The organism is Photobacterium sp. J15 (genome assembly GCF_963870815.1).
Taxonomy (GTDB): Bacteria; Pseudomonadota; Gammaproteobacteria; order Enterobacterales; family Vibrionaceae; genus Photobacterium; species Photobacterium marinum.
Genome location: NZ_CAWMUI010000001.1, coordinates 2,925,086 through 2,937,643 on the forward strand (window position 1 = coordinate 2,925,086; position 12,558 = coordinate 2,937,643).

Consider the following 12,558-nt stretch of genomic DNA (forward strand, 5'->3'; position numbering starts at 1 on the left):
AAGGTAAGGCTATGATTTCAGGTATCCTGGCATCTCCTGGTATTGCTTTTGGTAAAGCACTACTACTGCAGGAAGAAGAGATTGTTCTAAACAAAACTCCAGTCGCTGCAGACCAAATCGAAAACGAGATTCAGCGTTTCTTCGATGCTCGAAAAAAATCCTCTGAGCAACTAGAAGTAATCAAAGAAAAAGCAAGAGCAACCTTCGGTGAAGAGAAGGAAGCCATCTTTGAAGGCCACATCATGTTGCTGGAAGATGAAGAGCTAGAAGAAGAAATCATAGCCTTCATTAAAGACAACAAAGCGTCTGCAGACCTTGCTATTCACTCTGTGATTGAAGAGCAGGCAACAACGCTTGAATCACTTGACGATGAATACCTAAAAGAGCGTGCAACCGACATCCGTGATATCGGTAACCGCGTTGTTAAGAATGCTCTGGGCATCAACATCGTAAACCTGAGCGCAATCAACGAAGAAGTTATCCTTGTTGCTAACGACCTAACTCCTTCTGAAACAGCTCAGATCAATCTGAAGTTCGTTCTTGGCTTCGTGACTGATATCGGTGGTCGTACTTCACACACCTCTATCATGGCACGTTCTCTGGAACTACCTGCAATCGTAGGTACTAACGACATCACAGCTCAGGTTAAGAATGGCGACATGCTGATTCTTGACGCAATCAACAACAAGATTGTGATCAACCCATCTGACGATGAGCTAACTAAATTCAAAGCTATCCGTGACGCATACCTAGCTGAAAAAGAAGAACTGGCTAAACTGAAAGATCTTCCAGCTATCACGCTAGACGGCAAGCAGGTAGAAGTTTGCGGTAACATCGGTACAGTTAAAGACTGTGACGGTATTCTTCGCAACGGCGGTGAAGGTGTTGGCCTGTACCGTACAGAGTTCCTGTTCATGGATCGCGATGCCCTTCCAACTGAAGAAGAGCAATACCAAGCGTACAAAGATGTTGCAGAAGCAATGCACGGCGAGCCAGTGATTATCCGTACTATGGATATCGGTGGTGACAAAGATCTGCCGTACATGGATCTGCCAAAAGAAATGAACCCGTTCCTTGGCTGGCGTGCAGTTCGAATCAGCCTGGACCGTCGTGAAATTCTACGTGACCAGCTTCGTGCTATCCTACGTGCATCTGCACACGGTAAGCTTCGCATCATGTTCCCGATGATTATCTCTGTTGAAGAAATCCGTGAACTGAAGGCAGCTATCGAAGAATACAAAGCAGAACTTCGTGCTGAAGGCCTGGCATTCGACGAAAACATCGAGATCGGTGTGATGGTTGAAACACCTGCAGCTGCTGCAATTGCACACCATCTGGCGAAAGAAGTTGCATTCTTTAGTATTGGTACTAACGACTTAACCCAGTATACTCTTGCTGTTGACCGTGGTAACGAGCTGATTTCTCACCTTTATAACCCACTATCACCTGCAGTACTGACAGTGATTAAGCAAGTAATCGATGCTTCTCACAAAGAAGGCAAGTGGACTGGTATGTGTGGCGAGCTTGCTGGTGACGAGCGTGCAACCCTACTTCTACTAGGTATGGGTCTGGACGAATTCAGCATGAGCGGAATTTCGATTCCACGCATTAAGAAAGTTATCCGCAACGCGAATTTTGCTGACGTTAAAGCTATGGCTGAGCAAGCACTGGCTATGCCTACTGCTGCTGAGATTGAAGCACACGTAGAAAAATTCATCGCAGAAAAGACCATCTGCTAATTAATAGCTGCAGATAGAATAAAACGCTTAGGAGCAACGATATGGGTCTGTTTGACAAATTGAAGAAGCTGGTTTCAGACGACAGCAACGAAGCTGGTGCAATTGAAATCATCGCACCACTATCTGGTGAAATCGTAAACATCGAAGATGTGCCAGATGTTGTTTTTGCTGAAAAAATCGTTGGTGACGGTGTTGCTATCAAACCTGCTGGCAACAAAATGGTTGCACCAGTAAACGGTACTATCGGCAAGATCTTCGAAACTAACCACGCTTTCTCTATTGAGTCTGATGATGGTATCGAACTATTCGTTCACTTCGGTATCGACACTGTTGAACTGAAAGGCGAAGGCTTCACTCGTATCGCAGAGGAAGGCCAAACTGTTAAAGCTGGTGACGCAATCATCGAATTCGACCTAGCTCTTCTTGAAGAAAAAGCTAAATCAACTCTGACTCCAGTTGTTATCTCTAACATGGACGAAATCAAAGAGCTGAACAAGCTTTCTGGTGCAACTACAGTTGGTGAAACACCAATCCTGCGCATCAAGAAGTAAGATAGTAATATCTTCAAGAAAACGCAGCCTCCGGGCTGCGTTTTTTTATGAGTAGAAAAGATATCAGTATCGAGCACAAAGATGCGTGATATAAAAAAGCAAGAGCGGTGAACTCTTGCTTTTCTTGTCCTTCGAAGCGAACTCGCTTCTGCTATAAACTCTCTAAAACTTCCTGCGAAGGTGCAAAGAAATATGCACCGGTAACAGCTCGAGTGAAACGTAGCAGTTGATCAACTGTACCATCAGTTTCACCATACATGCTCTCCAGCATGGCGTTGAAGTTATGCTGCGTATTGCAATAAGCAATAAACAGCAGGCCGTGATCACCTGTTACCGAGCCATATGGCAGGCTATGACGAACAATTTTAAGCCCTTTACCTTCCTCTTTGATATCAACACGACCAACATGTGAATCAGCAGGAACGTCCTCAAGCTCAACAGAATCTGGCTTAGTTCGGCCAATCACTTTTTCCTGCGCTTCTACTGCCATCTTATTCCAGGCTGGTAAGTTGTGAATAAAGCGCTGAACCATAACAAAACTACCGCCGGCAAACTCTCCATCAGCAATCAGAGCAACATTTCGACGGGATTCTTCCGTTTTCGGGTTCTCAGTACCGTCAATAAAATCGGTCATATCGCGCGCGTCCAGGTACTTATAACCATAAGTCTCGTCCATAACTTCCACTTCCTGAGCAATTGGCTGCAGGAACTGACGTAGCGTGTAAAAGTTAAGATCATGACGGCTGGAGTTCACGTGAAGCAGAATATCACCGCCTGTTGCCGGTGCAGTAGTATCACCTGAACCTAACTGACGAAAATCTTCAAAACCAGCCGGGCAGCCTTTTTCCAGGCTCAACCAGAATGACTTACCAAAGGCAATACTAGCTCGCAGTGAAGCACCTGGCTGCTGCTCATTCACTTGCGCCAGCACATTATGAAGCTCCTGACATTGCTTGATCACAGCTTGCTTATCACCAGTAACTTTCATTACTACATAAAGTGCAAACGGGCCAGCTTCCGGCAAAATGGCTGGTTGTGCAATAGCCATATATTTCTCCTAATTATTATTAACTGACATCTTATACCCTGGCACATTAAAGTTACCGAGCAATCCCCTAAGTATCCTCAAAAATACCAGGGTATAAAGGCATAATTATAACCCTCAAGGTACCAAATAACTGAGTATTTCCTCTGCTATCAAAAATTAAATCTGCTCTTTACTTCCTTACGTTCGTAAACGAAAATTGGCACAGCTCACAAATACAAATAATTGCATATAATGAAAAGCCTTCTGTCCCTGCTCATCTCAATATGTTTACTTGCACTAGCTTCCCCTTCGGCCGCCACTGAAAGCGTTTCTATACAGCTACGCTGGCTGCATCAGGCACAATTTGCCGGCTTTTACATGGCAAAAGAAAAAGGCTTTTATCATGATGCCGGACTTGACGTTACTATCCTGCCAGGCGGTAACAACAAAGTTCCAATCAAAGAAGTTCTTAACGGCAATGCTGATTTCGGTGTAGGCAACACTGAAGTGCTAGTAGCCTATGGCCGAGGGTTTCCTGTTACTGCTCTTGGTGCTGTTTTCCAGCTGTCACCATCTATCCTGATGGCAAACGCTGACAGTGATATTCAAACTATCCATGATTTAGTCGGCAAGCGTGTAATGATGTTTTCCGGCACTGAAGATGCTGAACTGCTCCTTCTTCTTTCTCGTAACCATATCTCCCTTACCGACTTTGAACAAATAACAACATCAGCCAATATCAATGACCTGCTTTCAGGAAAAGTAGATGCCTTCAATGGTTACCTGACCAATGAGCCATTCTTTTTTGAGGAAAGCGGCGTAAAAGCGCTGATTTTCAACCCTGCCGATTACGGTATTCGCTTTTACAGTGATGTTATTTTTACCAGCCAGGCACTGGCTGAAAACCGACCAGAAACTGTTGATAATTTTCTGAATGCCTCGATAAAAGGATGGTATTACGCCCTTACCCATATAGAAGAAACACTGGATATCATAGAGCAAAAGTATCACCCACAGAAAAGTCGGGCTAACCTTGAGTATGAATTAAAGACAGCATCAAAACTGATCATGCCTGATGTTGTCGATATCGGTCACATGAGCCAAGCACGCTGGCAGCTTATTGCGGATGAGTTAGCTGAACTCAATATCATTCCGAAGACGACTATAGATCAGAACTTCCTCTACCCATTACGAAGCAAAATCTCCTGGCAACAACTGAAGCTTTGGATTCTTATTGGCGCTATCTTGCTGACAATTACATCCATGGCTGCCGCTTACTTTTCTTATGTCAATCAAATGCTGAAAAAGGAGATATCGCGAAGGAAAGAGGCGGAACAAAGGGCCGAAGAAATGGCCCGAAAAGACACCCTTACAGGAATTGCAAACCGTTATGCCCTGGTCGAAAAACTGCATCATACGATAGCAAACAGCAACTCCTGGAAACCTGCCTTGTTATTCATCGATCTTGATAACTTTAAAGCTGTTAATGACACCTATGGTCACTCCATCGGCGATCAGGTATTGCAGCGGTTCTGCGCACGAGTAAGTACACTGCTGGATAGTGAAAAGAGTTTTTTTGCCCGGCTGGCAGGCGATGAATTTGTCATCCTGCTTTACAACAGCCATAAACATGAGACGCGAAGACTGGCTCAATCGCTGTCAGCTTATGCCGGAAAACCCTTCTTCATTGATAACAATCGGATCCAAATTGGTGCCAGTGTTGGTATTACCTTTTATCGACAAAATGATACACCAGATTATTTTCTTTCCCGGGCCGACAGCAAAATGTACAGAAACAAAAAACGCTCCCAGAAGGAGCGTTTCAGAAACGTCAGTCATGTTCTTTAAACTCTAAACAGATGTCACTTCCACTTTCAGTTTCACTTGCTCATCTGCATCGCCATCAGAACTTTCAAATGATGCCGGTGAGTTCAAACCAGTCGAAATTGTTGGTGAAATAATCGTCCGCCAGGCCCCATCATCAAGTCGCTCCTGCACCTTAAAGGCGATTTTTACTTCTTCAGCCGATACTTCCAATAACTCTGCGCTACCGACTAATTCCCGACGATTAGTATTTTCATTATCAGTACCAAAGAACACGGTCTCTTCACCCGGCAACAGGGACAGGGATGTATTCACTGTCTGGGTCATACCAGCGCTTGATAGTTCAAAGTCCACATCCAGAAGCCAATCAGCCATGGCCAATGGGCTTAAAAAGGCGCTAAAGAGAACTAAACCTTTACCCCAATCATTCATCTGCATCACCTCTCCAAAGGCTGGTCTGCAAATGTATTTCTAACCCTGGTGCTACGGATAAGATAGAGGCCCAGCCATACGGTTATTAACAGCGTTATCGCTCGGGACCAGCTAAATGCACCATGTAATAATGTCAGTTGATACACTTGCAAAGCACAATCTGTCATGTAGGCCGCGAGCAAGATCGATTTACCACGCCGCCACAATGCATTAATTAGTTTTTTGTTTTTGTGTCGTTGTCCGGTTAACCACATTAAAAACAATGCGGGTAACCCCATTACCATTGCGAAATAAAGGTTATTTCGCACCGGATACAAAATTTCTAAAACCTGGGCGCCCTGTTCACGACTGGCGCCGGCCATAACAAATATAATCCATGCTTTTGCATTAAAAATTAAAGTCAGCCAGAGCATTGCTGACGGCTTTAATAAGCCATGCTTGTCATAAGCATCTATCGGATAAAGCAAACTGATTCCCCGTACACCATTTCTCTTTTTAGCAATGGCGGCACAGATTACAGAATTCAACCTCAATAGGAGTAGCACGTTATATTTATTATGCTGATACCATAATTCATATCGCCCTAATCACAACCCGGCAGTGGTAAATTCTGTGGCTGACCGCACTTTTCGATTGTTTGTCTTGTAGCCCAGATCACGCTTTGCGTAGCTAATATCGTGTGATTTTCTCATTTTATTACATAGCTCACAGTCTGAATTTAAGTTTTTTGATTCATTAAAACCCTCACCAAGCCATTAAATATCATTAACTTAGGCTTAATGATATAAAACAGTTTAGCCCGTTCATTTTTTGTTCACAATGTGAAACTTTCCTACATTTGTAAGGAAAATCTCCTAGTTGCCTCTCATCAAAAGCGTCCGACTTCAGGGTATAATCACCACAGAATAAATAATTCACTGTTCCTCATGGATTAATCATGGCTAAAAAAAACCAGCAAAACACCCCGTCGCCGGAAACTCAGGCTGAAGCGATGAGAATAGCGAAAGCAACACAGAAACAAGGCCAGACCAAAGAGCAAACCAAACTCATTGCCCAGGGAATTCAAAAAGGTATTGAGCAATACAAAAAGCAGCAAAAGATGAAGGCCCGCGAACGCGATAAATTCCGCAAAAAGCAGGCGAAAGAAAAACAAACAGTAGAATCCACAGAAACTCATACGGCTACTGAGCAACAAACCATTTATAAACAGCACTGGCTACCTTGGCTATTGCTTGCTTTGTCATGGGTTGGTTTTGCTGCCTATACTTTTTTGCCGGCAGTAAAATAAAAGGGCTCTCCCTTTATTTGCTAAACGCTCGAAAGAACAAGGATCGTGTTATGAAAAAGGCATCAACTTATATATTGGTAATATTCTCCGGTCTGCTTCTTTTCGGTTGCTCTAATAGTGACCAGCAGCAAATAATGGCCGATCGCACCGGTTCTCCCTGTGGTGAAAAACCTAACTGTGTTTCAACACTGGAATCCAGAGAAGATTTCACACTGGCGCAGTTTACGCTCAGCCAACAAGGTGGACAGAACTGGCAGGCTATTATTGATAATGCCCTTGAGCTTCCCGGAGCCAGCATGGCGCAACAAGAAGACAATTACTTCCGCGTAGAATGCCGTAGCCGGATCTTTGGCTTTGTAGATGATTTTGAGGTTCGCCGACAGGGCGATACCCTCATCGTCCGATCTGAATCAAGAACCGGTTATTCCGATTTTGGTGTTAATAGAGAGCGAGCAGAACAATTTCGCCAACTGTTAATTGCTGCGGGTTTACTCAAACCTTAATAACGTTAAAAAAGGTATAAAACCCACTTGATAATAATTCCCATTTAGATCTATAGTTACCCTATCGATCCGGAGGGAAGACCATGGACAGACCATCATTTCTGATATTCAGCATTATCGGCTTATTTAGTATGGTCGCCTTGCATCTTGGTGAAATTTGGCTGGGCGGACAAGCTATGTCACTGAAGCAGTTCCTTCTCGAGTGGTTACCACTTTACTGTTGCTGGGCAAGCCTGTTGCTTATCGGTGTGTTCAAGCGCTCGCTACAAAACTCAGAAAACCACTTTCACACGAGTTCTGGGAAACACCTGTAAAAAAGCCATGTCGTAAGACATGGCTTTTTTTGATTAGCGATGTTCAGCTTCCAGAAATAGAAGCAGAAGCTACTCAAACTTCTTTGTCTTTACCCAAGGAAAGAAGCCAGATAGAAATGGCAGCCACCCCAACAAATCCTGTCAGGATAATCACCGGCATAGCGGCATAGCCCAGGGTATGCCAGATAATCGACTCTAATGTACTCATCGTCTTGTACCTTTCTGTTATTGCCGGGAATCCGGATTACCAGCCTTCCACATCTTTCATGTCAGGCAGTTTATGGGCGATCCCTTTGTGACAATCAACGCAGGTCTTCTCACCCGATGCCAGCGCAGTTGAATGCTGTTTAACGCTGCGCGCACCCTGTTCGGAGAAATCCATATATTCAAAGTCATGACAGTTACGACATTCCTTCGAATCGTTGTTCTTCATCCGGTGCCATTCACGGTTTGCCAGATACCCCCGGCGCTCTTTGAACTTCTCTTCGGTATCAATTGTCCCCATCGCAAAGGCCACCAGCTCTTTCGATGCCTGGACTTTACGAACAATCTTATCAGTCCAGTTATGCGGTACGTGACAGTCTGAACAGATAGCACGTACACCGGAACGGTTTGAATAGTGCACCGTCTCACGGATCTCTTTAACAATCGGAGCATGGCAACCGGAGCAGAACTCTTCGGTGTTGGTCAATTCCATCCCGGTGTTAAAAGCCCCCCAGAACAGTAGGCCGCCGATAAAGCCCATAAACAGGACCAATCCCACAGCCACCTTACTCGGTGACGTCATCCGCCGCCAAAATGTTTTCAATATGTTCATCTATAGCCTCTCTGTGTCTGTTGGCTATGACTAGCGCAGCGCGTCAACACGCTGGAAGTTATTTTCAACCAATGGCTTGGCATCAGCCTGTGGTACGTGGCACTGCAGACAGAAGTAGCGTGAAGGTGAGACATCTGACAGCACCTGGCCCTTACGCGGTGACTGGTAATGCGTCACACTGATTTTGGTTGCGCCCATTTCATTGGCATTTTTCCAGCTGTGGCACGCCAGGCACTTATTGGCATTCAATGACACTTCGTAGTTACGAATGGTATGTGGGATCAGTGGTGGCTGATACACATAGTCACTATCGATTGTGCCCTGATCGCGAGGATAACGTTTCATCGGATCCGCCGCACGGGTCGTTTCCAGTTCAATACCACCACGCAGTGATTCCAGGCCACCGATTCCACCAGGATTGTTCAGTGCTTCCGCACTTTGTACGGCACCGGCTACCATCATGCCAACTGCCATCACAGCTAAAACTAAACGTTTCATGTTCTTCTCCGCCTTATGGCTAAATTCGAGTCAGGCTAGCTGCTGTCCGTTCCTCGGAACGGACAGGCTTTACTATTACTTCAATGAGTTACACTTTAGTGATCTTGATTGGACACTTCTTGAAATCGGTCTGCTTAGACAGCGGATCCGTTGCATCCAGAATCAATTTGTTAATCAAAATCCGTGCATCAAAGAAAGGTACGAAAACCAGACCGACAGGCGGGCGGTTACGTCCACGTGTTTCAACTCGACAACGAACTTCACCTCGACGGGAAGCAAGGTTGACTTCATCACCACGGCGCAGGCCACGAGCACGGGCATCATCCGGGTGGATATAACACACAGCATCCGGCACGGCTTTATATAGCTCAGGTACACGACGGGTCATTGTCCCTGTGTGCCAGTGCTCAAGTACACGGCCGGTACATAGCCACATATCGTATTCTTTGTCAGGCATTTCCGGAGCAGGCTCGTACGGTGCAAAGATGATATTTGCCTTACCATCCGGCTTACCGTAGAAACGGTAACCTTCACCGGCTGGTACATATGGATCCGAACCTTCTACGAAACGCCACTGGGTTTCTTTACCGTCAACCACAGGCCAACGCAGACCGCGAACCTGGTGATAAACATCGTAAGGCGCCAGGTCGTGACCATGGCCGCGACCAAAGGCTGCGTATTCTTCAAACAGGCCTTTCTGAACATAGAAGCCCTGTGACTTAGCGTCATCATTCAGTTCCTGGGCTTCAGACAGCGGGAACTTATCTACCTGACCGTTGCGGAACAGCATGTCGTACATTGTCTTACCGCGGTATTGAGGTGCTTTCGCCAGCAGATCCTCTCCCCATACATCTTCAATCTTAAAGCGCTTGGAGAATTCCATGATCTGCCACAGATCCGATTTCGCATCACCCTGGGCTTCAACCTGTTGATACCAGGCCTGAGTACGACGCTCGGCGTTACCGTACGCACCTTCTTTCTCTACCCACATTGCTGTCGGCAAGATCAGGTCAGCCGCCTGTGCTGTTACTGTCGGATATGGGTCAGAACAAACAATGAAGTTTTCCGGGTTTCGGTAGCCTGGCAGGCGCTCTTCGTTGATGTTCGGACCAGCCTGCATATTGTTGTTACACATTACCCAGTAAGCATTCAGCTTTCCGTCTTTCAGCATGCGATCCTGCACCACGGCGTGATAGCCCGGCTTCGGTGGAATAGTGCCTTCAGGCAGTTTCCAGATTTTCTCACTGATCGCACGGTGCTTAGGATTCTTAACAACCATGTCAGCAGGCAGACGGTGAGCAAACGTACCCACTTCACGCGCTGTACCACAGGCAGATGGCTGGCCGGTCAGTGAGAACGGGCCACAACCCGGCTTGGAAATCTTACCGGTCAGAAGGTGGATGTTATAAACCAGGCTGTTCATCCACACACCACGGGTGTGCTGGTTCATGCCCATGGTCCACAGTGACATTACCTTGGTATTCGGATCCGCATACTGCTTCGCCAGTGCCAGCAGTTTCTCAGGCTCTACGCCTGACATCTCAGAAGCTTTCTCTAGTGTGTACTCAGCTACAGAAGCCTTGTACTCTTCAAAACTCATCGGATGCAGTTTGCCAGAGTTAGCATTCGCCGCTTTCTGCTGTAGCGGGTGCTCATCACGCAGGCCGTAACCGATATCTGTAGTCGCACGCTTGAAGTGAGTGTGCTTATTTACGAAATCCCAGTTCACCGCATCATTCTGAATAATGTAGTTCGCAATGTAGTTCGCAATCGCCAGATCGGTCTGAGGCTCAAAGATCATACCGTTATCCGCCAGTTCGAAAGAACGGTGGGTATAGGTCGACAGCACGTTCACTTTGACATGAGGATTACTCAAACGGCGGTCAGTCAGGCGAGTCCACAGCACAGGGTGCATCTCGGCCATGTTTGAGCCCCATAGTACAAACGAATCAGAATGTTCGAAATCGTCGTAACAGCCCATTGGCTCATCGATACCAAAGGTACGCATGAAAGCACCAACCGCTGACGCCATACAGTGACGGGCATTCGGGTCGATGTTATTCGAGCGGAAACCCGCCTTCATCATTTTGGCAGCCGCATAACCTTCCATCACGGTCCACTGGCCGGAACCGAACATACCAACACCGGACGGGCCCTGCTTCTTCAGTGCTTCTTTCCACTTCTCAGCCATCACATCAAAGGCTTGATCCCATGATACAGGCTGGAAATCACCGTCTTTGTCGAACTTGCCGTTCTTCATGCGCAGCAGCGGCGTCTGCAGACGATCTTTGCCGTACATGATTTTCGACAGGAAGTAACCCTTGATACAGTTCAGGCCCTTGTTCACCGGCGCTTCCGGATCACCCTGGGTAGCCACAACGCGGCCATTCTGAGTACCAACCAGTACTGAACAACCTGTACCACAAAAACGACAAGGCGCTTTATCCCATTTAATTTTGGTTTGATCAGAACTAACAATTAAGTTAGTGGCTGATGCCGGCAATGAAATACCGGCTACAGCGGCTGCCGATGCAGCGGCGTTTGCTTTCACAAACGCACGTCTTGTCATTTTCATGCGTCATCCTCAGATTGCGAGTCAAAGTGTTCAATTTGGTGGTAAACCAAAAAAGTAGTTAAAACGTGTTCTAAGTTATTGATTTTATCTATGGTGTCGGTCACGAAGCCCTGATTTTCAGTTTCCAGGACCACGATGATTTTGCCTTCTTCACTTTCGCCGTAAATTTCTGCATTTGGCAAAGTCGCTATCTGAGCCTTTACTCCCTCAAGGTGTTCAGGTTTAACGTGAACCACCAGGCTAGATATGTGCACTTCTTGTAATGCCATCGCTTTTACTCTTCTAATTGATGGGTAACCATAGTGATTGCCAAAGCCGGACATACCGACAAGCAGGCACCGCAACCAGTACAACCCTCATTATTCAGTACTGGCTGGGCAACACCGCCCGGTTGTAACCGGAAACTAATGGCCTGCACCTCACACATATCCCCACAGCTCCGGCACTCGATTCGGTTCCGGGCCAGGCAGCCCTGACCAATGTCGGCCTTCAGAGCCCAGGGCGATTCCGTCCTGGGATGAAACAAAGCTTCGGGGCAGGCTTCAGCGCAGCCATAGCAAAACGTACATTCACCCTGGTTGAAGTCGACGGTCGGAAATCCGCCATCGCCTTTAATAATGATCTTGGTTTCACATGCATGAAGACATTTGTTGCAGCGCGTACATCGGTCAATAAACGTATCTTCATCGACAACCCAGGGCATTCGCTGCAACTGAGGCTTGCGACGTCGGGTCAGCAGGCTACGGCGGGAACGGTCAAACATATGCTCTTACTCCGTATAACCTTGGTTGAATATTGAAAATTTGATGTATTTCAGGCTGTACTCAATGCACTTTCTAGCATTAATAAGCTGTCATTTTTGTTTACAACCAGTGTAAATTCGGAAATAAATGCTTAAATACCCAGTAAGGGTTAATTAGGGGGTAAATTTGTCTTGGATCAATAAAAGAAAATGACATCCCTCACACTATCTACTACTGCCCTTTAAAG

The 12,558-nt window shown here is 46.2% G+C and carries 15 protein-coding genes; 6 read left to right on the forward strand and 9 right to left on the reverse strand.

What is annotated here, in order from left to right; translation table 11 throughout:
* Positions 1-11 precede the first annotated feature (11 nt).
* Positions 12-1,739: a phosphoenolpyruvate-protein phosphotransferase PtsI gene (gene ptsI / locus AACQ93_RS13115; RefSeq protein WP_064605504.1), complete on the forward strand. Its 1,728-nt coding sequence runs from the start codon at positions 12-14 to the stop codon at positions 1,737-1,739.
* A gap of 41 nt (positions 1,740-1,780) precedes the next feature.
* Positions 1,781-2,290 carry a PTS glucose transporter subunit IIA gene (crr, locus tag AACQ93_RS13120; RefSeq protein WP_007466535.1) on the forward strand — a complete coding sequence of 170 codons (510 nt, stop codon included), beginning with the start codon at positions 1,781-1,783 and terminating at the stop codon, positions 2,288-2,290.
* Between the two features lie 151 nt (positions 2,291-2,441).
* Here crr and AACQ93_RS13125 read toward each other — a convergent pair whose 3' ends face one another.
* A complete protein-coding gene (locus tag AACQ93_RS13125) occupies positions 2,442-3,338 on the reverse strand; it encodes a Dyp-type peroxidase (protein WP_064605506.1) in 897 nt (298 codons plus the stop codon).
* Between the two features lie 231 nt (positions 3,339-3,569).
* Between AACQ93_RS13125 and AACQ93_RS13130 the strand changes: the two genes are divergently transcribed.
* Positions 3,570-5,165, forward strand: coding sequence for a GGDEF domain-containing protein (locus AACQ93_RS13130; protein ID WP_064605508.1), 1,596 nt, complete (start codon positions 3,570-3,572; stop codon positions 5,163-5,165).
* Positions 5,166-5,168: 3 nt separating this feature from the next.
* On the opposite strand, the gene AACQ93_RS13135 is transcribed toward AACQ93_RS13130, so the two are convergent.
* Positions 5,169-5,573: a hypothetical protein gene (locus AACQ93_RS13135; RefSeq protein WP_064606709.1), complete on the reverse strand. Its 405-nt coding sequence runs from the start codon at positions 5,571-5,573 to the stop codon at positions 5,169-5,171.
* 5 nt (positions 5,574-5,578) lie between these two features.
* Positions 5,579-6,040: a DUF2919 domain-containing protein gene (locus tag AACQ93_RS13140; RefSeq protein WP_064606711.1), complete on the reverse strand. Its 462-nt coding sequence runs from the start codon at positions 6,038-6,040 to the stop codon at positions 5,579-5,581.
* 470 nt (positions 6,041-6,510) lie between these two features.
* Between AACQ93_RS13140 and AACQ93_RS13145 the strand changes: the two genes are divergently transcribed.
* The 3 genes from AACQ93_RS13145 (at position 6,511) to AACQ93_RS13155 (ending at position 7,678) form a co-directional block, all read left to right on the forward strand.
* Positions 6,511-6,861 carry a DUF2956 domain-containing protein gene (locus AACQ93_RS13145; protein ID WP_064605510.1) on the forward strand — a complete coding sequence of 117 codons (351 nt, stop codon included), beginning with the start codon at positions 6,511-6,513 and terminating at the stop codon, positions 6,859-6,861.
* 50 nt (positions 6,862-6,911) lie between these two features.
* Positions 6,912-7,364 carry a DUF1499 domain-containing protein gene (locus AACQ93_RS13150; protein ID WP_064605512.1) on the forward strand — a complete coding sequence of 151 codons (453 nt, stop codon included), beginning with the start codon at positions 6,912-6,914 and terminating at the stop codon, positions 7,362-7,364.
* Between the two features lie 83 nt (positions 7,365-7,447).
* On the forward strand, positions 7,448-7,678 hold the full coding sequence (locus AACQ93_RS13155) for a hypothetical protein (protein WP_064605515.1): 231 nt from the start codon (positions 7,448-7,450) through the stop codon (positions 7,676-7,678).
* A gap of 73 nt (positions 7,679-7,751) precedes the next feature.
* Here the strand turns inward: AACQ93_RS13155 and AACQ93_RS13160 are convergent, their stop codons facing one another.
* From AACQ93_RS13160 to napF, 6 genes are all read right to left on the reverse strand, one after another.
* The gene (locus AACQ93_RS13160; RefSeq protein WP_007466543.1) at positions 7,752-7,886 is read right to left on the reverse strand and encodes a TIGR02808 family protein; all 135 of its coding nucleotides are present in this window, start codon (positions 7,884-7,886) and stop codon (positions 7,752-7,754) included.
* A gap of 36 nt (positions 7,887-7,922) precedes the next feature.
* The gene (locus AACQ93_RS13165; RefSeq protein ID WP_036800167.1) at positions 7,923-8,495 is read right to left on the reverse strand and encodes a NapC/NirT family cytochrome c; all 573 of its coding nucleotides are present in this window, start codon (positions 8,493-8,495) and stop codon (positions 7,923-7,925) included.
* Positions 8,496-8,525: 30 nt separating this feature from the next.
* Positions 8,526-8,969: a nitrate reductase cytochrome c-type subunit gene (locus tag AACQ93_RS13170; protein WP_369808743.1), complete on the reverse strand. Its 444-nt coding sequence runs from the start codon at positions 8,967-8,969 to the stop codon at positions 8,526-8,528.
* 112 nt (positions 8,970-9,081) lie between these two features.
* Positions 9,082-11,568, reverse strand: coding sequence for a periplasmic nitrate reductase subunit alpha (gene napA / locus AACQ93_RS13175; protein WP_064605517.1), 2,487 nt, complete (start codon positions 11,566-11,568; stop codon positions 9,082-9,084).
* Positions 11,565-11,837 (reverse strand): chaperone NapD, encoded by a 273-nt coding sequence (locus tag AACQ93_RS13180; RefSeq protein WP_007466547.1) that lies wholly within the window; start codon positions 11,835-11,837, stop codon positions 11,565-11,567. Before AACQ93_RS13180 ends, napA begins: the two co-directional genes overlap by 4 nt.
* A 5-nt stretch (positions 11,838-11,842) precedes the next feature.
* Positions 11,843-12,331 carry a ferredoxin-type protein NapF gene (gene napF / locus AACQ93_RS13185; protein WP_064605518.1) on the reverse strand — a complete coding sequence of 163 codons (489 nt, stop codon included), beginning with the start codon at positions 12,329-12,331 and terminating at the stop codon, positions 11,843-11,845.
* Between the last annotated feature and the right edge of the window lie 227 nt (positions 12,332-12,558).

Bases quoted from the DNA above. Each gene is read 5' to 3' on its own strand.
- AACQ93_RS13170 (WP_369808743.1), bottom strand. From the start codon at position 8,969: ATGGCAGTTGGCATGATGGTAGCCGGTGCCGTACAAAGTGCGGAAGCA.
- AACQ93_RS13135 (WP_064606709.1), bottom strand. From the start codon at position 5,573: ATGAATGATTGGGGTAAAGGTTTAGTTCTCTTTAGCGCCTTTTTAAGC.
- napF (WP_064605518.1), bottom strand. From the start codon at position 12,331: ATGTTTGACCGTTCCCGCCGTAGCCTGCTGACCCGACGTCGCAAGCCT.
- AACQ93_RS13145 (WP_064605510.1), top strand. From the start codon at position 6,511: ATGGCTAAAAAAAACCAGCAAAACACCCCGTCGCCGGAAACTCAGGCT.
- AACQ93_RS13160 (WP_007466543.1), bottom strand. From the start codon at position 7,886: ATGAGTACATTAGAGTCGATTATCTGGCATACCCTGGGCTATGCCGCT.
- napA (WP_064605517.1), bottom strand. From the start codon at position 11,568: ATGAAAATGACAAGACGTGCGTTTGTGAAAGCAAACGCCGCTGCATCG.
- ptsI (WP_064605504.1), top strand. From the start codon at position 12: ATGATTTCAGGTATCCTGGCATCTCCTGGTATTGCTTTTGGTAAAGCA.
- crr (WP_007466535.1), top strand. From the start codon at position 1,781: ATGGGTCTGTTTGACAAATTGAAGAAGCTGGTTTCAGACGACAGCAAC.
- AACQ93_RS13125 (WP_064605506.1), bottom strand. From the start codon at position 3,338: ATGGCTATTGCACAACCAGCCATTTTGCCGGAAGCTGGCCCGTTTGCA.
- AACQ93_RS13165 (WP_036800167.1), bottom strand. From the start codon at position 8,495: ATGAACATATTGAAAACATTTTGGCGGCGGATGACGTCACCGAGTAAG.
- AACQ93_RS13180 (WP_007466547.1), bottom strand. From the start codon at position 11,837: ATGGCATTACAAGAAGTGCACATATCTAGCCTGGTGGTTCACGTTAAA.
- AACQ93_RS13155 (WP_064605515.1), top strand. From the start codon at position 7,448: ATGGACAGACCATCATTTCTGATATTCAGCATTATCGGCTTATTTAGT.
- AACQ93_RS13130 (WP_064605508.1), top strand. From the start codon at position 3,570: ATGAAAAGCCTTCTGTCCCTGCTCATCTCAATATGTTTACTTGCACTA.
- AACQ93_RS13150 (WP_064605512.1), top strand. From the start codon at position 6,912: ATGAAAAAGGCATCAACTTATATATTGGTAATATTCTCCGGTCTGCTT.